Raw genomic sequence first — 18,835 nt, 5'->3', positions numbered from 1 at the left:
GAACAATTGCCCGGCTTATGGCAATACTAGCGTAGAAAGTACTAAACGCTAAACTGTTACATCTTGTTGGAACTATTTTGCAGATACGCCTAAATCTTTAGACGTAATCGTTTGAGCTATCCGCTGGGTTGCTTACTTTTGCGTTCCAATTTCAATAGCACCTAACAATGGCAAAGAAAAACAGTGGCTTGGAGTTCCTGGAAAGCCCCGAAGGACTAGCGGGCGAGTTCGGAAAAGCCCAGTCTTTTTTTGATAAAAATCAGAAAGTAGTATACGGCATTATTGCTGCAGCCATTGCAGCAGTCGGGCTATTTTTTGGCTATCAGTATTGGCAGGATACACAAAACGCAGAAGCTTCTGCCATCCTGTATCCGGCAGTCAATGAATTTGAAGCAGATTCTTTGAATAAAGCATTGAAAGGCGGTCCTGGTGTAGAGGGACTGACGGCCATTGCGGATGAATATGGCTCTACGAAAGCTGGTAAACTGGCGAGTTTTTACGCTGGTGTAGCTCTGCTGAAACAAGGCAAGTACGACCAGGCTATTGAGCAATTGAAAGACTTTAGCAGCAACGACCTCCTGATTCAGGCTCGGGCGTATGCTCTGATTGGTGATGCGTATCTGGAGAAAAAGGACGCGTCAAACGCCATTGATTACTACAAAAAAGCGGCTGATTACAAGCCGAACAAATTCTTTACCCCGACGTATCTGCTGAAACTGGCTACGGCATACGAAGTAGCTAATCAGAACAAGGAAGCCATCGATTCGTACTCGAAGATTATTGAGAACTACCCTCAATCGGCTGAGTATGTAACTGCGAAGAAATACAAGGCCATCTTAGAAGGGCCGGCTTCCGAGTAATTTGGGGCGATATCGCACTAAAAATGAAAGGGATGAGGCCATATGGTCGCATCCCTTTTTTGTTGTCTATCGTTAGTGTATCACTTTCTCTTTCTGTGACAAATGGCTTCTGAACTTAAAAACCTGAGCGTTTTCTCAACTGAAAACCTGCCCGATATTAGCGAAAAACATTTTGCCATTCTGGTGGCCGAATGGAACAGTGAAGTAACCAATGCTCTCTTCAACGGAGCATACCAGACGCTGGTCAATTACGGAGCCAACGAAGAGTTTATCCACGTACGCACCGTACCCGGTAGCTACGAACTCAGTTTTGGAGCGGCTTTGGCGGCTCAGGCCTCGCACATTGATGCGGTAATCTGTTTGGGTTGTGTGATTCAGGGTGAAACGAAACACAACGATTACATCAATCACGCCGTCGCTCAGGGCCTCACCAATGTAAGTATTCAATACAACAAACCCGTCATCTTCGGTGTGCTGACGCCCAACAATCAACAGCAGGCCCTGGACCGGGCGGGTGGTGTACACGGCAACAAAGGCGACGAAGCTGCCATCACGGCCATTAAAATGCTGGGGGTTTCTTTTTAGGCGGGTCTGAGGTTTGAACGTTTCAGTGATTTCACGTTTGGCAAGGCTTTGAAAACCTTGAACCCTTTCAAACTTTAAACTACCTCAAACCTACGTAAGCCTTCAATCCAGTTCAAACTTTACAACAAAACCTTTTTTAACTATACGTACCTCATGCAAGTCTGGAAATTTGGTGGTACTTCCGTCGGGAAACCCGAACGGATGCACTCGATTCGAAACCTGATTACAGCCGATAACGGCAAAAAAATTGTTGTTCTCTCCGCTTTATCCGGCTCGACCAATGCCCTGCTTGCGATGGGAGAACTGGCCAAAGTGGGTAACGACGAAGAACTGGCCCAGAAAATCGCCGAACTGCGGGCTCATTACGACGCCTTCATTGAGGAACTCTACCAAACGCCCGAAGGCTTAGCCAACGGTCAGGCGATTGTGGAAAAAGAATTTTCGTTTATCCAGTCGGTTACGTCGATTCGTCCGTTTACGCTCAAGCAGGAAAAAGAACTCGTGGCCGAGGGAGAAATTCTTTCGACGCAGATGTTCGAAGCCTATTTGCAGGAGCAGGGAGAAAGCTCAGTACTCTTTCCGGCTCTGGATTTCATGCTGATCGATGCCGATAACGAGCCCGTACTTTCGCATACGGAAGAAGCTCTGGGGCAAATGCTCGACCAGCATCCTGATAAGCAGCTCATCATTACCCAGGGTTTTATCTGCCGGAACCCTCGCGGTGAAATCGATAACCTCAAACGCGGTGGCTCGGATTATACGGCTTCCCTGATTGGTGGAGCCATCCGGGCGGATGAAATTCAGATTTGGACGGACATCGATGGCATGCACAACAACGATCCCCGGATCGTAAAGAAGACGTTCCCGATTCGGGAATTGACCTTTGAAGAAGCCGCAGAACTGGCGTATTTCGGTGCCAAAATCCTCCATCCCAGTACCATCACGCCCGCCAAATTACGCGGCGTTCCGGTACGCTTGAAGAATACGATGGAGCCAGCCGCCTTCGGTACGCTGATTGCGACGAAGTCGAGCGAGCGGGAAATCAAGGCTATTGCGGCCAAAGATGGTATTACAGCCATCTATATCCATTCGACGCGTATGCTGAATGCCTACGGCTTTTTGCGTCGCGTATTCGAGGTGTTTGAAAAGTACAAAACACCCGTGGATATGATAACTACTTCGGAAGTATCCGTCTCGGTTACCATTGATAACCCAGAAAACCTGGAGAAAATCACGGCTGAACTGAAGCAGTTTGCCGATCTGGAAGACCACGATTACAACCAGACGATCATCTGTATCGTCGGAAATTTCTCGGCTGACAAAGAAGGCGTGGCCCTGAAAGTACTCGAAGCCATGAAAAACATCCCAATCCGGATGATTTCGTACGGTGGCTCCGAGCATAACATTACCATTTTAGTGGATGGTAAATACAAAAACGAAGCTTTGAACGTACTCAATGAGCGTCTCTTTCACTACGAAGACGCGATGAAGGGTATTTTTACGGCTCCCTGATCCTTTAAGGCGATACGCAGCAACCGCGGATGACGCCGAACCTAAACGTAGATTCGTTTAGTGCATTCAGTGTCATCCGCGTTGTTTTTGTTCGTCATTCCAAACGATTTTAATGGCCCTGTGCCGACTTGATTATGTTACAACTCAACTTCATCCGGGAAAATAAAGAAGTAACGATTGCCGGTTTAAAGAAAAAGTACTTCAAAGAACCCGAAGCCGCCATTGAGCAGTTGCTCACGCTGGATCAGAAACGCCGCGAAACGCAGGCCGATCTCGATGCTACGCTGGCCCAGTCCAATGCCCTAGCCAAACAGATTGGCGGCCTGATGAAAGAAGGCAAAAAAGACGAAGCCGAGGCTGCGAAAGCACAGACGGCTCTGTTGAAAACCCGTTCCAAAGAACTGGAAGAACAACTGCGGCAGGCGGAATCCGTGTTACAGGATGAACTGGTCAAGTTGCCCAACTTACCTCACGAAAGCGTTCCGGAAGGCCGTACACCCGAAGAAAACGTAGAAGTGTACACCTGGGGTGAGCAACCCGTACTGGCCGATGATGCCCAGCCCCACTGGGAGCTGATCAAGAAGTACGACATCATTGATTTCGAGCTGGGTAATAAAATCACCGGAGCTGGTTTTCCGGTGTATAAGGGCAAAGCCGCTCGTTTGCAACGGGCCATGATTAACTTTTTCCTGAACGAAGCCGCGGACGCTGGTTATCTGGAGATTCAACCGCCCATTCTGATCAATAAGGAGTCAGGCTTTGGTACGGGACAGCTACCCGATAAGGAAGGTCAGATGTACTACGCCAGCGACGATGATCTGTACCTGATTCCGACGGCTGAAGTACCCATTACGAACATCTACCGCGATACCATTGTAGCTGATCAGGAGCTTCCGGTTAAAAACACGGCCTATACGCCCTGCTTCCGTCGGGAAGCTGGTAGCTGGGGAGCCCACGTACGCGGTCTGAACCGTCTGCACCAGTTCGACAAAGTGGAATTGGTACAGATTCGCAAGCCCGAAGAATCTTATCAGGCTCTGGAGGAAATGGTGGAACACGTAAAAGGTTTGTTACAGAAGCTGAATTTACCTTTCCGGATTATTCGCCTGTGTGGCGGTGATATGAGCTTTACCTCTGCATTGACGTACGATTTCGAGGTATGGTCTGCGGCTCAGCAACGCTGGCTGGAATGTAGCTCTGTGTCTAACTTCGAAAACTACCAGGCCAATCGTCTGAAACTGCGGTATAAGGTGGATGGAAAGACTCAATTGTTGCACACGTTGAACGGCTCTGCTCTGGCTCTGCCACGTATCTTGGCTGCTTTGCTGGAAAACAATCAGTCTGCGGAAGGCATCCGCATTCCTGAGGTACTGGTTCCGTACTGCGGGTTCGATACCATTCAGTAGTATTGTTTATACTTATCCACAAAAAAAGGAAGCCCGAAAGGCTTCCTTTTTTCAGTTATCCACAGTTGTAATGTGGATAACTTTTAGGGTAAGAATCGTAATTCCACCCGACGGTTTTTCTCCTGACCTTGTTTGGTGGTGTTGTCTCCAATCGGTTTGAAGGCACCGTACGCTTCGGTAAGGATGCGGCTCGGATTCGCTACCCCTGCTTTGATGAGGTAGTTTTTCACGGCCTGTACCCGACGTTCAGAAAGGGTAATGTTATGGCGATCTGAAGAGCGACGATCCGCGTGACCGGTCAGTTGCAGACGACAGTTGGTCCGATTGAGCAGCTCGACGATACGCGTTAACATTTCGTTATACTCGGGTCGAATGACGCTCTTGTCGGAATCAAAATTCACGTTGGCAAAAATTTCCAGACAGGCCTGACCCGGCGTCAGTGAGTTAACGATTTGCTCGAAATCAATGGCAACCCCCGCTCCGGAAACGATGCTACCTGCGGGCGTATCTGGTTGTTTGTCAAAGTAATCCGATACGCCATCATTATCCGAATCGATCAACAGGCGAGGATCGATGTCCTTGGGCCGGTTGGCTTTGGCAATCGAATCGATTTCCGACATGCTAAGAATTCTCTCCGGCTTATACAGCAGGCGAGGATCGGTGTACCGCAGGTTATAAGTGCCTTTCGCCGAATCCCAAACCTTGTCACGACCTACCTTGATCGCATTTTTTCCAAACTTGTACGTCAGCGTCAGGTAAGGCGTGGCGAATTTATCCAGGTCGGAATTTCCGCGTTTGTAATCCTGAATGTTTCCGCGATTACCCGCCCGATCGTACATACTGGTGTTGTCGCCCCCAACGGTAGCATCCAGTTTTTCCGTATTGACGTTATTCAGGACGAAATCAATACCAATATCAAATCGGGGCGAAAGTTCGTAGGCAATGGCAAGTCCAACGGGAAATACCACCGCATTGGAGCGCTTCTTGGGAGATACGTCCAGACCCGCGTAGGGTCCGTTGGGCCCATCCCTATCGACGATTTCCTGCGTAATATTCGACATCCGCTTGATGCGACCCGTTCCGATTTCGTAAGCCGTAGATTTAAACCATAACACCCCAAAACCAGCGTGCAGGTCAATCTTCCAGCGATTCAGTTTGCGGGGACCAAACAGCAGGCTTTTCATGTTGATGTTTCCTACCAAAGCGGTCTGGAAGTATTCGGCCCGGAAATACGAGTTATAAATCCGGCTTTTAGCTCCGCGAAGATTACCCGCATCGAGCTTCAGACTGGCTCCAAATAGGTGCGAAAGCTGTTTATTCACATCCAGTCCAAAACCTACGGCCCCCCGTTCCGAGGCTGGGCGGTATTCTTTCGGGTGCGGAGCTGGCCAAAAATCGTACTCCCGTAAGTCTCCGTAAAACTGGGGCGATCCACCGCGTACGCTTATGGACCACGTATTCAGCTTATTTGGACCTTCGTATAACGCATTGGGACGGTAAGGGTCGGTTTGAGCTCCGGCGTTCCCGGCTAGCATTCCCGTAAGTACGACTAAAGACAGACAGCGTATACTTCTCATAAGCTCATTTTAATGGAATTGCTGACAATTCCCAGGTTGATAAGTTAACATCAGGCGTCGCAAAAATAGAAGTTAATTCCGTTGCTCAACCGTTTTATAGAAAGGAGGCAGACGTTAGCAGATATACGATGAATGCATCCTTCCTGTTTCGTTTTGGGAAAAGATTCACCCTTACAAACGCCGCATGATCTGTTCTACCATCTGGTTTTTCCAGGGCAGATACGTACCGTTTAAGATTTGCAGGCGGGCTTCTTTCACCAGCCACAAATAAAAGGTAAGATTATGCACACTCGCAATTTGTGGTCCCAGCAATTCGTCGGATTTGAATAAATGTCGCAGGTACGCTTTGGAATAAAACGTGCTGGTGTATCCACCCAGTCCTTCATCGATGGGGCTAAAATCTTTCCGCCACTTCTCGTTTTTGATGTTGATAATTCCCTGCGTCGTGTACAAAATGCCGTGCCGGGCGTTGCGAGTGGGCAGTACACAGTCCATCATATCGATACCCAGAGCAATACTTTCGAGGATGTTCGCCGGCGTACCCACGCCCATTAGGTAGCGGGGTTTGTCCTGCGGCAGAATGGAGCAAACCAGGTCGGTCATTTCGTACATATCCTCGGCGGGTTCACCCACCGAAAGCCCACCAATGGCATTTCCTTCCCGTCCCAGCGAAGCAATAAACTCCGCCGATTGTCGTCGTAAGTCCGGATACGTACTACCCTGAACAATTGGAAAAAGGGCCTGCGAGTGACCATATTTGGGCTCCGTTGTATCGAAGCGATCGCAGCAGCGTTGCAGCCAGCGGTGCGTCAATTCCATTGAGCGGCGGGCGTACCCGTAATCGCAGGGATAGGGCGTACACTCGTCGAAGGCCATCACGAAATCGGCCCCGATGGTCCGCTGAATGTCCATAACGCTTTCGGGCGTAAAGACGTGCGTAGAACCGTCGATGTGCGATTTGAATTTCACACCCGCTTCGTCAATCTTGCGTCCCGTACCCGCCAGCGAGTAAACCTGAAAACCACCCGAATCCGTCAGGATGGGCCGATCCCAACCGTTAAATTTATGCAAACCGCCCGCCTGTTCCAGTACCTCCAAGCCGGGTCGCAGGTACAGGTGGTACGTATTTCCCAGAATGATCTGGGCCTTAATGTCTTCCTTCAATTCCCGTTGATGCACCGCCTTTACACTCGCCACCGTTCCTACGGGCATAAAAATCGGGGTTTCAATCGTACCGTGATCGGTCTGAATCGTTCCGGCCCGAGCCTTTTGATCCTGTTTTATGACTTCAAACTGCATATGCTTCTTCCTAAAAAAACGCAAAGGTACTAACAATCAGGGGGCCACCCTAGTTTCTTACGAATTCCGTAAGAAACGCTTATTTTTGCGGCCGCTTTGACAGACACCCTCCCGTGATTGCTTTCATTCTTTTGGGTATTGCCGTTGGAATTCAGTTGCTCTACCTGCTGATTTTTTCGAAAACGGCCTTTTATATGATACCAAATGCTATCTCTGAAAGCCTTCCCGGCGTTTCGGTGGTCGTTTGTGCCTGGAATGAACTGGAGAATCTACGGGAACTGATTCCGATCCTACATGCCCAGCAGTACGAAACGTTTGAGATCATTATTGTCAACGACAAGTCCGCCGATGGGACCTTTCCGTTTCTGAAGCTCGAATGTGAGGCTTACGAACGCCTGCGGGTGATCCATATCGACCATACGCCCGCTCACATTGCTTCGAAGAAATACGCCCTTACGCGGGGCATCCAGGCGGCTACGCACGAAATCATTTTACTAACGGATGCGGATTGCCGTCCAGCCTCCCCACGGTGGATCCAGCATATGGTTTCGCAACTGCGTGCGGACAAAGAAATTGTACTGGGGTTTTCTCCCTACCAGCAGGAGCCGGGCTTTCTCAATACGTTCATTCAGTTTGAAACCTTTTATACGGCTCTGCAATACGTTTCCTTCGCTCTGGCCGGACATCCGTATATGGGGGTAGGCCGAAATCTGTTGTACCGAAAATCGCTCTTTCTGAAGCATAAGGGTTTCAACGGATTTCTGAACGTGCTGGGAGGTGACGATGATCTGTTTATCAACAAAGCGGCCACGGCTTCCAACACAGCCGTATGCCTACATCCCGACAGTTTTACGCACTCCATTCCCAAGCAGAGCTGGGCGGCGTGGTTTCACCAGAAACGGCGACATGTATCGGTAGGCGGGCACTACAAACGACGGGATCAGTTGCTGTTGGGTTTACTGGCTTTCTCCCATCTGGCCTGCTGGGTATTGTTTCTGGGAAATTTCGTTTATTTCCTATGGGAGCGAAATACCGAAATGCTGGCCTGGACGGGTGGTATCTTTGCTTTGCGTACGCTGGGAGTCTGGTACCTTTGGGGCCGGGTTAACCAAAGACTAGGCAATCGGCTTAGCTCCGGTATGATTCCAGTTATGGACGGCCTGCTAACGTGGTATCTACTTGGAATGGGCTTTGTATCTACTTTTTTCAAGAAGAAAATTACCTGGAAATGAGCGGAAGGCCGGATTTAGGCTAAGTCCTGACGCATTTTACGATCTATATTTTGATTATTAATCTCATGGAAATCATAAAAAAATACTTTCCTGACCTGACGCCCCGGCAGGAAGAACAATTTGGGCAACTGGGTGAATTGTATCGGTTCTGGAACGAACAGATCAACGTGGTATCCCGGCAGGATGTGGATAACCTCTACGAACGGCACATTCTACATTCACTAGGCATTGCGAAGGTGATGCCGTTCAAGCCCATGACCGAGATTCTGGACGTAGGCACGGGAGGCGGTTTTCCGGGTGTTCCGCTAGCGATTCTGTTCCCCGATTCGCAATTTCATCTGGTGGACAGTATTGGCAAGAAAATTCGCGTTGTAGAAGAAGTGTCCAAGGCCATTGGACTGACCAATCTGCGGGCGGAGCAAAAACGGGCGGAACTGGTCCCCGCGGCGGCGTACGATTTTATCGTGAGCCGGGCCGTAACACGACTAAAGCCTTTCTACGGCTGGGTGAAGACGAAAGTCCATAAAAACCAGTTTAACGATCTCAAGAACGGAATTTTATACCTGAAAGGGGGAGACTTAACCGAGGAACTTCAGGAACTGGGAAAGAAAACGACGGTCTATGAGCTGTCCGATTATTTCACGGAAGAGTTTTTTGAGACCAAGAAAGTCGTATACGTACCTTTCTAGCACTAGATTTTTAGGCAACGTACTGAACCAGAAGCATTCCCCTCTACTTTTGTAGGGCAAACATCCTCATTACAAAAAACAACAGAATAGTATGGGTAGCTACGTAAACAATCACCTGATCAAAGACGAGCAGGTTGTGTTTGAAACCACTTATCACTGGACTATTTTCTTTACCTGGGCTTCGTTATTTACACTTACTATCGCAGCCTGGATCAAGCGTTCGTCCGACGAATTTGTAATTACCAACAAACGGTTGGTGATTAAAACGGGTTTCATCTCTCGCGAAACGATTGAGTTAAACTTGAACAAAGTAGAAAGCATTCAGGTCGATCAGAGCATCTGGGGACGGATGCTAGGCTTCGGAACGGTTTCAATTCACGGTACGGGAGAAACCCGCCAGGTTTTCACGCGAATCAGTGATCCTCTGGAGTTTAGAAGAAAATACCAGGAGCAATACGACCAGTATACACACGCTCGCGGAACATTTAATTAATTTTTTTTCACAAAATACTTGCGTTCGGCTGTTTGATGCCTTAGTTTTGCACTCGCTTTCAACGCAGTCCCGAATAGCTCAGTCGGTTAGAGCATCTGACTGTTAATCAGAGGGTCGCTGGTTCGAGCCCAGCTTCGGGAGCTTCAAAGTCAGCCACTTACGGTCACACGTAAGTGGCTTTTTGCTTTATTTGCATAACATCCGATTTTAGAGGCTTATCTGCGAACGAGAGGAAGAGGGGAGAAGAGTCGGGAAATTTCATCAAAATACGCCAAGGGGGTGCCGACTAAACTGACAAAAGTCGTCTGGTGCAATTGCTCACGTCAGAAAATATTGGTTTGAATAGGACCTATCTCCCTCTTGCTATCAAAAGGTGTAACACTATTGGCATTCCTGGCATTATTGTCATTCCCATAAACTACGATCATAAATAGTGTATGGCATTTGTGGCACTTTTGACACTCTGGGAGTCGCCAATTTTGGCTACACCCCACCATTAAGCATTTCACTTAAAAGTTACACGCTTGATTTACAGGCAATAACCCTTTTAGTATAGACCTACTGCCTCATCAGCTCCACGAAAAAAGATTTTGTTTGAGCGTCACTTTCAGCACTTGCGTCACTCGATCCTATCATTTTGGCATTGCAGACGCGGAATAGTAATGCATCTTACCGTTGGAATCAAGCACTACCGGAGATACCTTGGCGATCCACCCTTTGATAGGAACAGACCACTTGACTTTACCAGTTGCCTCTTCAATGGCATACAATTGCTCTACTACGGTTTCTGTATCACCGCTCCCTACATAGATTACACCGTTAGCAACCACCGGGCTCGATCCAATTCTACCAGGGAGCCGACATAGTTCCTGGAATTCGCCTGACTTCTCACTGATTCGATACAGAATGCCCTGTTCATTTCCCGTATATAAGTAGGATTGGGAATAGAAAGGGCTAGGAAAGCCTATAGCTAGCGTTATGGGTACATCCCACATCAGTTCCATTCCTTTCTTTGACCAGGAGCTCAGACGGCCCGGTGAGGTGGCTCCGTAACTAATAAACACTCGATCAGGAGAGGTAGCAAATAGTCGACCCGGATGATACTTATCCGGAATTCTTTGGTTTAAGGCAAGCGTTCCTTTCTTTAAATCAAATGAAATAATGAACGGATGAATCTTAAAGGGATGTTGGTAGCTGGAAGAGTCTCTCTCACTTACCGTAGCATACCCGTAGAGGGTTTCATCCATCCAATAGGGTACTTGAGGGTACTTCTCATGAGCCAGCCGCCATTTAATAGAGCCGCTGGATGCCTCGATGGCCGTTAACTCGGGGCCTGATTCCACATAGAGCATGCCGTCCTTCGCGTAAAGATTCCCCCCTGAAAACGAATTGACTCGCCACTTTTGCTGACCCGTAGTAGCATCCAATCCGATTAAGTAATTATGTCCACTCGTACAGAGGATGCCGTCAATAACGATCACATTGTTTGAAAAGAAACTGGCTTCCTCCAGCTTCACCTGCCATTTCATCTCACCTGTATTCACGTCATAAGCCTCAATGGAATCATCATGCTTAGGCACATAAGCTAGCTTATTGGTGACCACAAAACCATCACGGACTGCATTATCAACATGTTTTTCCCACAAGGCTTCTCCGGTCTGGGCATTGAACGCATAAATTCCACCATCGAAATCAGACATGAAAACCGTTTGATTGGTAGCAGGTTCGGCTTCGACTTCAACAGGAGAATTGTCTTTTTTACAGGCACTGAATGCGCAACACAGAGCTATAACTAAGAAAACGGCGGAAAAGAACTTCATAAAGAGCAGTAGTGGACAACGGGTTGAAGCAAAGATAGTAGGAAGTCCATTACATCCTCAATCATACGTATATTGTAGGCAGTGTCTGTCCTGTAATAATCCCATAACGGAAAATCTCCGTAGTGCTCCCTAAACAAAACAAGCCCGACTACTGCCGAGCTTGCTTGATAGAGTTTTGACCTGATGTCGAGGGCCTTCACCTTTAGGTGAACCGCCTCATTATCAGAGCCCTCAATTTTGAGGAGACCCTATTTGGCTTTGAGTTCATAGACGTATTCTCGAATTAGTAACGTATCTCTCTTTGGCATTTTGAGCGGGAACGTTTCATCAAATGCATTTATTCCAGCTTGACTGAATACCCCTTCGGAATACTTAAGCGTGAAGGCTATGACAGGCAATTGCATTACTTTATCGTCGCCTGTAGAAATGAATGATTCGTGACCCGTACAAATTTTATTGGGGACACAACCATTCGTGATATTCTTATATTTTAAAAAGCTTAACGATTTCGCAACATCTTCGTTTGGGTTGATCACAATCACTTCTTTGCCTTTAAATGTATAGGTATGGTTATGAAGAGACACATTATATTTTACCAACTTATTTAAAACCATGGAGTCTGCTTTGGGCATAGTAAAAATTGTATCTCCTAGGGCTCGATGCGTTTCCATATAGACTTTCCGGTTCAGATACTGGCCCTTTAAATGGGTAGATGAGTCGCTTAGAAACTTGTTAATTGCTGCCTGATCGGTAATCTCCTTATTGTCATAGAAAAGTCTATAGATACCTTTAGGGGTGACAGAGTTAACGATCCAGTATTTAGGAAATGAGACAGGTTGTTCCTTATCTTTTTTGCATGACCAAAGAAGGAAAAGGGCAAAGGGTACTAGTAGAAGGGATACTTTCTTCATGGGAAAGGTTAGGTTATTAAAATGGGTATATGGTTAATTCTCAATCTTATCCTGCACTGCCTGAGGTAGCTCCGAAAAGAAGTTAAGCTTGGCCACCTGCTCCAGCTGTCTCACGGTCAGTTGCCACCTCCGCCACCCGGTGCCAGCAACGTCCTGGCTGTTCGGAATGAGAACGGCAATGACTTCAACCTTTTCACTAGCGATGCGCTTAAGATCGTCCGTACCCTCAGGCATGATGAGGACTACCTTCCAGCAAAACTGAGGAACGCTGATCTTGCCATTAGCAATCGTATTGGCGGTTCCATTCGAGCCCGTCCCGCCCTCCTGATGTCCCCCGGCATAGATATAAGCTTCATATCCTAGCTTCACCTTGGTCCGGCAATATTCTTCCAAATCATTCCAGACACCCCGGTTTAAAGCAGGAGCCTGCGGAATCATGTTCGTCATTAAGAAAGTAGCCGAGTTAGCCGCTACACTAGACGTCCGATCACCCGATGGACAGAGGTGACCACGGTCAAAACCGGAGCCGGTATAATCCGTAGGCCTAACGCGTACCGCCGTAGTGGGCAGCTCTTCATCCAGGCGGAAATCATCCTGACGGTCTACGTCTCCCAGGTCCGAGGTTTGCAAGTGCCAGCCCACCCAGCGGGGAATACCTTTCTGCAACAGATAAGACACCGTATACTCCTTTTTAATGAGAAGCTGCTCAGCAGTCCATACCGAAGCCTCCTCGGTGCTTTGAGAGGGAAAACCTAGAATAGTAGTGGTCGAGCTTGGATCGGGCCTTTCTGGCGTGATGACTGGCTTACTGCCCTTCCCACAGGAGACGAGTAAGCTGATTAGAATTGGTAATGAAAGGGTGAAGTACTTAATCGCTGAAGGCTTACGCATGAGTCTTATTAGAGTTGGGAACGCAATATAGCATCCGTTTCTAATGTCGGCTGATGACTTAAGTGACCATGATAAAATCCACGACTTCTAATGGATCTGGATTGTTGAAGATTTCCTGACCGTCTACTCGGACCAGATATAGACCCGCATACCTGACAATATTGAAGCTTACGCCAATGCCTGGGTATTCAAAGATCAACCGCTCACCAGATTGATCCACCGCGTAGTCTAACATTGAAACAGCCACTGGTGTAAAATAGTATAGAAAGGCTTCTAGGAATCTCATCTTTGCCAGACGTATTGCTGTTGTACCTATTTTGATCCAAACCTATGCCATTTCGGCTTAACCGATCTAGAGAGCATTTCAAATTCACAGCTCTCCTTGTCGCCCTTCCTAGTATCTGTACTTTTCTGATTAAACTACTCTTTTTGCCTTTAGGTATAGAAACCTATGCTACCTTATTTCCGTTGATTATAGCAATCGCCTGTTATCTATATGCTCTCTCCGACACTTACATTGGCTTTGATGAGACTTTCTTTTATGTAAAGAACAAGAAGATTCCCTTGTCATTCGTCCAGGCTATTCGACTCACTGAGACAGCTAACAACAAGAACGTGCCTTATTGGAAGATTGTCTACACTTCTTCTTCTGCTCACCAATCAAACAGATCGGTGCGCGTACTACCCAACATCTATAATGATCGTTTCGAGCGTTTTATCAAAGCCGTAGAGCAAGCCAATCCTCAGGCGGAGACGGATCATTATCACTTTACCATTCTTCCCGGTGGTATGCCAAAGACTACCTGGGGATCTAGAAACATCTACCGTTAAACATAAAACCCGCCCAGCAATGCCAGACGGGTTTAGGTAACTTCCCCACTATAAAATCTAAGCGGCAGCCTGGACCTGACTCTGTCCCATCTCCCTGTAATCCTCTGCGTGCAGGTCCGGGATCCAGTCCGTAAGCTGCTTGATGAGATGACTCACGTCCATAAACGTCTGGGCAACGTCATGGGCTGAAACCTCATGAAGGTATACAGTAGGGGTAGCGGCTACATAGCAGCCAAACATCTGTCCTAAATGCTCCTGCACTTCCCGGGAGGCGTGACTACTAATAAATGCTTTGGCAATCTGATAGACTTTGACAGCGTCCTGCTGTTCCTGCTGGCTAAGCGGCATGTTTTCCATTGAAGTAAGTAGTTATGAGGTTTAAGAAAGATCAGCCTCCTAGAGAAGCCCTAAAAGGCTGATCATTGATGATTTAGTAGAGGTCCATGCAGACGAGGTCTTTTAATCGCTCTTTTTGCTCAGCGAACACCTGGGCCTTCAAACGGGTAGCCGTATCCGAAAAAGAAGATGACATAAACCGCACGTGGGGTACATCCTTAAGATCGGGCCGGATCTCAATCTCCAGCCACAAATGCCAGCCCTTTTTCATGTCTACCGGCACCTCGTTAAAGATCGGCAGGTGCAACTTGACGTCATCAAACTCATACTGATCAGATAGGCTCTTGCGATTGAGCATATCCGAGACCAGATCAAAGCCTTCCCGCTCGGGGCCGAAGTACTCCTGATGATTAGTGAAGTACTCATCGGCTTCTTGGCAGGTCATCCACTCGGAAGTATAAAGCTTGAGATCATCGAAGATGCGGTGCCGCGTTAAATGGCCCACCACCCAAACCGCTTCTTCCCCTTCGCCGGCTGTCAAATGGATCATGCCCTCAGCGTGGTGAAACTCTACCCGGGGCACTCCCTTTTGAAAGACCTCGGCGTCTTTGTACTTCTCATAGAACTCGGCTGGAAGGCTGATGTGGCCTGTTAGCTACACGGCCCGGGTGATATGAAGCGAAGGGTTGTTGTAAGCCACCGAGAGCGACGATACGGGGGCAGATGGAGCGGAATACTTTAGCTTGGTTTTTCATGGTATTAGAGAGGATTTACAATTGTTTAGAGCATAGCTTGCCTGGATCACCGCAGGGCAGTGATGAGGGAAAGCGTTGAAAAAGAGATGGATTACTTTGAACGGGAAGTATTATACGTGACTAGTCGTCATTGGGTCCTCAACGTGTCGGCAGATGATTTCAATTAGATCCATTACCGCCAGATGATACTCGGCTGCATGCTGTCTTTCGTCGTCTTCAAGGTTTGCATACAGGTTTGAGGCCGCGTACCAGGTATGAGCCCGGTTCAGGTGGCGCTGCAGGGAAGGAAAGTCATAGTCTTCCCGCATGGTCTTTGCTTTCTGGAAGATGACTTCGGCAGCTTTAGACTGTTCAGCTGAAAGGGAGGCGTTTTTCGTGGCCATGGGTGGTTTGGAGTGGTAAAATGGAAAAGAGATACTAGAAATCAATGTTGGCTACTTCATTCATGACACGCTCTTTGGTAATGTTGCGGTAGGTTTTGAGCTCCTTCGTAGACTTGTGGCCCAGCATAGCCGCAGTGGTCTCGTCGGACAAAAGGAATTGGTTTTGCATCCGCATCGCAAAGGTCTTGCGTCCTGTATGGAACCAGATCCGGCGATCAACCCCAATCTGTGCCATAGCCACCTTGAGCATGCGGTTAACTTCCTTGTTAGAGCGTAAGGGCAGATTAGCTACGCTACCATATTTTTCAATAATACTTCTGGCCACCTTTGATAGGGGAACGAAGTAATTCGTGTCCGTTTTCTCCCGAGATCCTTTCAGATACTGCCGACCGCCCTCTTCGACGATACTAGCCTCCTTTAAAAGCTTCATGTCTACGTAGGCGAGGCCCGTATGACAGGCAAACAGATAGCAATCGACCGTTTCTTGCAGGCGTACGGGAAACTCCATTGTCGCCAGTAGCGTAAGCTCTTTCTCGGAAAGGTACTCTAGATTAGGGGTCTTATCTACTTTGACTGCGTAGCTATCGAGCGGGTTGATGTCGATATGCCCGTTTCGCCAGCACCATAGCACGAAGGTTTTAATGAACTGCTGGCTTTTCTGAGCGTAGACCTTTTTGGCATTACGTTTCAAGAGCATCCAGTTAACGAACCGCTCCATGATAACGGGTTTAATTTCCTCTACCAGAAGCTTGGTCTTTTTTTCATCTTCCAGGAAATACTTCAATAGGGTAAGCTTTTCCTTGCGGGTTTTGTGAGTCAATACCGCATAATGCCCTTTCTCGGTTGACTTTTCCGACCATTCCAGGTATTTGTCTATCATCGTGAAGACGTCAGACTGACGGGCTGAGGCTGGACGAAGAGCTCTCTTGAGTTGCTCAGGGTCACCCGTTCCTGCCGCGATTCAGCATATAATACAACCGAGCGTACCTGACTTTCGAGGGTATCCAGCTTTGCATTATGAGCGATGGAAGTAACATCACTGGACTTCAATCGACGGGAGCGGGTGTCCCAATTCTCTTTGGTAACACGGATTCCCATGGAACCTAGGTTTACCCGGGTACCAGTGAGCATCACCTTGGCGTAGATGAAGGGAAATCCCTTGTCAGCAATACCGTCGGTGCGGAGGTGAAACGTGAAATGGAATTTGTTGTACATGATGGTAAGTTGTTTAAGATTTAATTTGTATGATTTTCATACAAAAACAGGTCAAAAAAAATTAGTCGGGTTTATAGGTGACGATGGTTCTAACGTTAATACTGAACCCATATCTCTCAAGAATCGACACCATCTTCTTTTGAGAGATTCCTAACTTGTGTGTATAATTTCTCCAGGCTGCAGTTAGCTCGCCTTTCTTTTCATCAGGGGGAAGGTTTTTGTAGATGTTCTCAAGAAACCATTCGAAGGCCTCCTCAACACTTGTAAATGTTTGCATATGTCAAAGATATGCTATTTGTATGAATACCATACAAATAAATCAAGAAATATTTTTCACTCTCTTCAAAAGCTGCGTTTCTAGCTCATCATAAGGCCTTAACTTCTTTTAACGTATAGCCCGCTTGGCTGATTAGAGGTTGAGCAGTAGCTTTCTGGCCTTGAATCATTCAACCGCTCTACTCATGAAACGACTCTACCTCTTTAGCTTACTTTTGCTAACCTTTTCTGCCTGCAAACGCAACGCACCCGCCGAGCCTGAACCCGAATTTAAACCTCGTGAAACGGAAGACTGGCTGATTCTGACCGCTCCCGAAGAACGGGAAGTGTGGGGTGTCTTTGGCAACATTGACAGTACGTTGCTTATCACTACGGGTTATAAGATCTATTATACGCAGGACCGGGGCAATTCCTGGCAGGAAAGCGATTACAAACCAGGAAGTGGGGTGTTTGGTATTACTTCTTCTGCAGATACTCTGTATGCACTTACGGCTCAAAGGGGATATGCTCTCAACAGTATTGCGTACGCCGTGAACCCGCAATTCCAAAGCATAGATGGAGGAAAGACCTGGACCCAAAGCTTTAGCAGGAGAGCCTATGAAAGCATAGCCGTTCCTCGCAATCAAACTAAAACTGCCAATGGACTAGTTTACAGCATTGATCAGGAACTTACGGCGGTATGCACCTCCTGCCCGAATTATTATCTGGAGACGCCGGGCTTTAAAACCCCACAGGGACAAAAAATACTTCTCCCCCAGAAGCATCAGCTTCAAAGCATTTATATGGATTCACAGCAACGGCTCTATTTGTCTGGATCAGCAGCCGTTTGTGGCGGACCAGGCAATATAAGCTTCTGCAATGGCCACCGTGGCGTCATCTATATCTCTAAAAAACCATTACCCTGATCTGACTATTCATCCAATGATGAAGCCTACCCGTGATAACGAGTAGGCTTTCTTATAATTGATAGACACAGTGGACTATATAGCTAAGTCGTTTTTGCTCGACGGGTGGGTTGTTTTGTCTCCCGAGAGCCCTGTTTACACCCAATTCTGCCCTTGAAAAGGCTTCCATCTATCTGACTTAGCTATCTAATATATATTGTGCCTCGACAAAGAGGGCTTGAGTGAGAAGGTAGAGAAATGCCGGATTTTCGGGTAGGTACTTGCGTGCGAGTGCAGACACTTCACATTTGGCCGAGGGTCGTTTGTAAAATNATTAAACCATTCGTAAGTCTCTTCAAAACATGGGACATATGGAGCGTTGATACCTGAGTATATGCCCACTCCATTATTGAAGATCATCCATCTTAGAGACCCGCACAGAATCTGTATTCCTACAAATTTGTCTAAATTACCGCTTATGGTATGGCCATTAATAACAAACTCCTTTTGGTCTTTAGCATAGAGGATCTGATCTACTTTCTTTCCAATTAATTGATACTCCATCTCACTACCAGAAACTTCACAGACTTTACATCGACCCAGTACTGTTAACTCTTTTACTTTGTTTGCCATCAAAGTCTTTTCTAAGCATACATCTATACGTTCCCCATCAAGAGCATCTTCAATCACCAGCAGTACTTCGGAATCTTCGAAACTAATCAATACTTGTTCTGAAGGCTCTGCCCCTTTTTCCGAGCCATCGTCGAAGTTTACCCAGCAGATTTGCTTAATAGTTTTATCAACCCCTCCTCTAAGAGAATCTCTAAGTTCTAATTTCATTTGTTGGTAATCTCTAACGTTATATTAAGTACTAGTTATG

20 protein-coding genes and 1 tRNA gene are annotated in these 18,835 nt (G+C 47.3%); 10 read left to right on the top strand and 11 right to left on the bottom strand.

The window, feature by feature from the left end; translation table 11 throughout:
• Window positions 1-167 precede the first annotated feature (167 nt).
• From C5O19_RS25325 to serS, 4 genes are all read left to right on the top strand, one after another.
• Window positions 168-860, top strand: coding sequence for a tetratricopeptide repeat protein (locus C5O19_RS25325; protein ID WP_104716165.1), 693 nt, complete (start codon window positions 168-170; stop codon window positions 858-860).
• A 102-nt stretch (window positions 861-962) separates the two neighbouring features.
• Complete coding sequence (ribH, locus tag C5O19_RS25320; protein ID WP_104716164.1) at window positions 963-1,445, top strand: 6,7-dimethyl-8-ribityllumazine synthase; 483 nt, start codon at window positions 963-965, stop codon at window positions 1,443-1,445.
• Window positions 1,446-1,598: 153 nt separating this feature from the next.
• Window positions 1,599-2,957 carry an aspartate kinase gene (locus C5O19_RS25315; protein ID WP_094811145.1) on the top strand — a complete coding sequence of 453 codons (1,359 nt, stop codon included), beginning with the start codon at window positions 1,599-1,601 and terminating at the stop codon, window positions 2,955-2,957.
• A gap of 134 nt (window positions 2,958-3,091) precedes the next feature.
• A complete protein-coding gene (serS, locus tag C5O19_RS25310) occupies window positions 3,092-4,363 on the top strand; it encodes a serine--tRNA ligase (RefSeq protein WP_104716163.1) in 1,272 nt (423 codons plus the stop codon).
• Between the two features lie 83 nt (window positions 4,364-4,446).
• Here the strand turns inward: serS and C5O19_RS25305 are convergent, their stop codons facing one another.
• Complete coding sequence (locus C5O19_RS25305; RefSeq protein WP_104716162.1) at window positions 4,447-5,940, bottom strand: OmpA family protein; 1,494 nt, start codon at window positions 5,938-5,940, stop codon at window positions 4,447-4,449.
• A gap of 171 nt (window positions 5,941-6,111) precedes the next feature.
• The gene (tgt, locus tag C5O19_RS25300) at window positions 6,112-7,239 is read right to left on the bottom strand and encodes a tRNA guanosine(34) transglycosylase Tgt (protein ID WP_104716161.1); all 1,128 of its coding nucleotides are present in this window, start codon (window positions 7,237-7,239) and stop codon (window positions 6,112-6,114) included.
• A 194-nt stretch (window positions 7,240-7,433) separates the two neighbouring features.
• Here tgt and C5O19_RS25295 point away from each other — a divergent pair, with 194 nt between their 5' ends.
• The 4 genes from C5O19_RS25295 (at window position 7,434) to C5O19_RS25280 (ending at window position 9,794) form a co-directional block, all read left to right on the top strand.
• Complete coding sequence (locus C5O19_RS25295; protein ID WP_165796130.1) at window positions 7,434-8,471, top strand: glycosyltransferase; 1,038 nt, start codon at window positions 7,434-7,436, stop codon at window positions 8,469-8,471.
• Between the two features lie 65 nt (window positions 8,472-8,536).
• Complete coding sequence (gene rsmG, locus C5O19_RS25290) at window positions 8,537-9,160, top strand: 16S rRNA (guanine(527)-N(7))-methyltransferase RsmG (RefSeq protein ID WP_104716159.1); 624 nt, start codon at window positions 8,537-8,539, stop codon at window positions 9,158-9,160.
• A gap of 91 nt (window positions 9,161-9,251) precedes the next feature.
• Complete coding sequence (locus tag C5O19_RS25285; RefSeq protein ID WP_104716158.1) at window positions 9,252-9,653, top strand: PH domain-containing protein; 402 nt, start codon at window positions 9,252-9,254, stop codon at window positions 9,651-9,653.
• Window positions 9,654-9,720: 67 nt separating this feature from the next.
• Window positions 9,721-9,794, top strand: a tRNA-Asn gene (locus tag C5O19_RS25280).
• Window positions 9,795-10,285: 491 nt separating this feature from the next.
• Here C5O19_RS25280 and C5O19_RS25275 read toward each other — a convergent pair.
• The 4 genes from C5O19_RS25275 to C5O19_RS26145 form a co-directional block, all read right to left on the bottom strand.
• Window positions 10,286-11,473: an outer membrane protein assembly factor BamB family protein gene (locus C5O19_RS25275; RefSeq protein WP_104716157.1), complete on the bottom strand. Its 1,188-nt coding sequence runs from the start codon at window positions 11,471-11,473 to the stop codon at window positions 10,286-10,288.
• Window positions 11,474-11,721: 248 nt separating this feature from the next.
• Window positions 11,722-12,384, bottom strand: a complete 663-nt coding sequence (locus tag C5O19_RS25270) for a hypothetical protein (protein WP_104716156.1) — start codon at window positions 12,382-12,384, stop codon at window positions 11,722-11,724.
• Between the two features lie 33 nt (window positions 12,385-12,417).
• A complete protein-coding gene (locus C5O19_RS25265) occupies window positions 12,418-13,275 on the bottom strand; it encodes a DNA/RNA non-specific endonuclease (RefSeq protein WP_104716155.1) in 858 nt (285 codons plus the stop codon).
• Window positions 13,276-13,333: 58 nt separating this feature from the next.
• The gene (locus C5O19_RS26145) at window positions 13,334-13,510 is read right to left on the bottom strand and encodes a hypothetical protein (protein ID WP_165796129.1); all 177 of its coding nucleotides are present in this window, start codon (window positions 13,508-13,510) and stop codon (window positions 13,334-13,336) included.
• A gap of 95 nt (window positions 13,511-13,605) precedes the next feature.
• On the opposite strand from C5O19_RS26145, the gene C5O19_RS26140 reads away from it, so the two are divergent.
• Window positions 13,606-14,106: a hypothetical protein gene (locus C5O19_RS26140; protein ID WP_104716153.1), complete on the top strand. Its 501-nt coding sequence runs from the start codon at window positions 13,606-13,608 to the stop codon at window positions 14,104-14,106.
• A gap of 57 nt (window positions 14,107-14,163) precedes the next feature.
• On the opposite strand, the gene C5O19_RS25250 is transcribed toward C5O19_RS26140, so the two are convergent.
• The 5 genes from C5O19_RS25250 to C5O19_RS25230 all read right to left on the bottom strand — a co-directional run bounded on the left by C5O19_RS25250 (window position 14,164) and on the right by C5O19_RS25230 (window position 16,795).
• A complete protein-coding gene (locus C5O19_RS25250) occupies window positions 14,164-14,463 on the bottom strand; it encodes a hypothetical protein (protein ID WP_104716152.1) in 300 nt (99 codons plus the stop codon).
• A 73-nt stretch (window positions 14,464-14,536) separates the two neighbouring features.
• Window positions 14,537-14,992 carry a hypothetical protein gene (locus C5O19_RS25245; protein ID WP_104716151.1) on the bottom strand — a complete coding sequence of 152 codons (456 nt, stop codon included), beginning with the start codon at window positions 14,990-14,992 and terminating at the stop codon, window positions 14,537-14,539.
• A 315-nt stretch (window positions 14,993-15,307) separates the two neighbouring features.
• Window positions 15,308-15,580 carry a hypothetical protein gene (locus C5O19_RS25240; RefSeq protein ID WP_104716150.1) on the bottom strand — a complete coding sequence of 91 codons (273 nt, stop codon included), beginning with the start codon at window positions 15,578-15,580 and terminating at the stop codon, window positions 15,308-15,310.
• A gap of 34 nt (window positions 15,581-15,614) precedes the next feature.
• The gene (locus C5O19_RS25235) at window positions 15,615-16,460 is read right to left on the bottom strand and encodes a site-specific integrase (RefSeq protein WP_104716149.1); all 846 of its coding nucleotides are present in this window, start codon (window positions 16,458-16,460) and stop codon (window positions 15,615-15,617) included.
• A complete protein-coding gene (locus C5O19_RS25230) occupies window positions 16,457-16,795 on the bottom strand; it encodes a hypothetical protein (RefSeq protein WP_104716148.1) in 339 nt (112 codons plus the stop codon). The genes C5O19_RS25235 and C5O19_RS25230 overlap by 4 nt, the downstream gene beginning before the upstream one ends.
• A gap of 461 nt (window positions 16,796-17,256) precedes the next feature.
• On the opposite strand from C5O19_RS25230, the gene C5O19_RS25220 reads away from it, so the two are divergent.
• Entirely contained in the window at window positions 17,257-17,976 is a 720-nt protein-coding gene (locus C5O19_RS25220) for a beta propeller repeat protein (RefSeq protein ID WP_104716146.1), read from the top strand.
• Window positions 17,977-18,835: the final 859 nt, after the last annotated feature.

The organism is Siphonobacter curvatus, assembly GCF_002943425.1.
In the GTDB taxonomy this organism is placed as follows: Bacteria; Bacteroidota; Bacteroidia; order Cytophagales; family Spirosomataceae; genus Siphonobacter; species Siphonobacter curvatus.
Note: the sequence above shows the minus strand (reverse complement) of the source record. Positions and strands in the feature narration are given on the sequence as shown.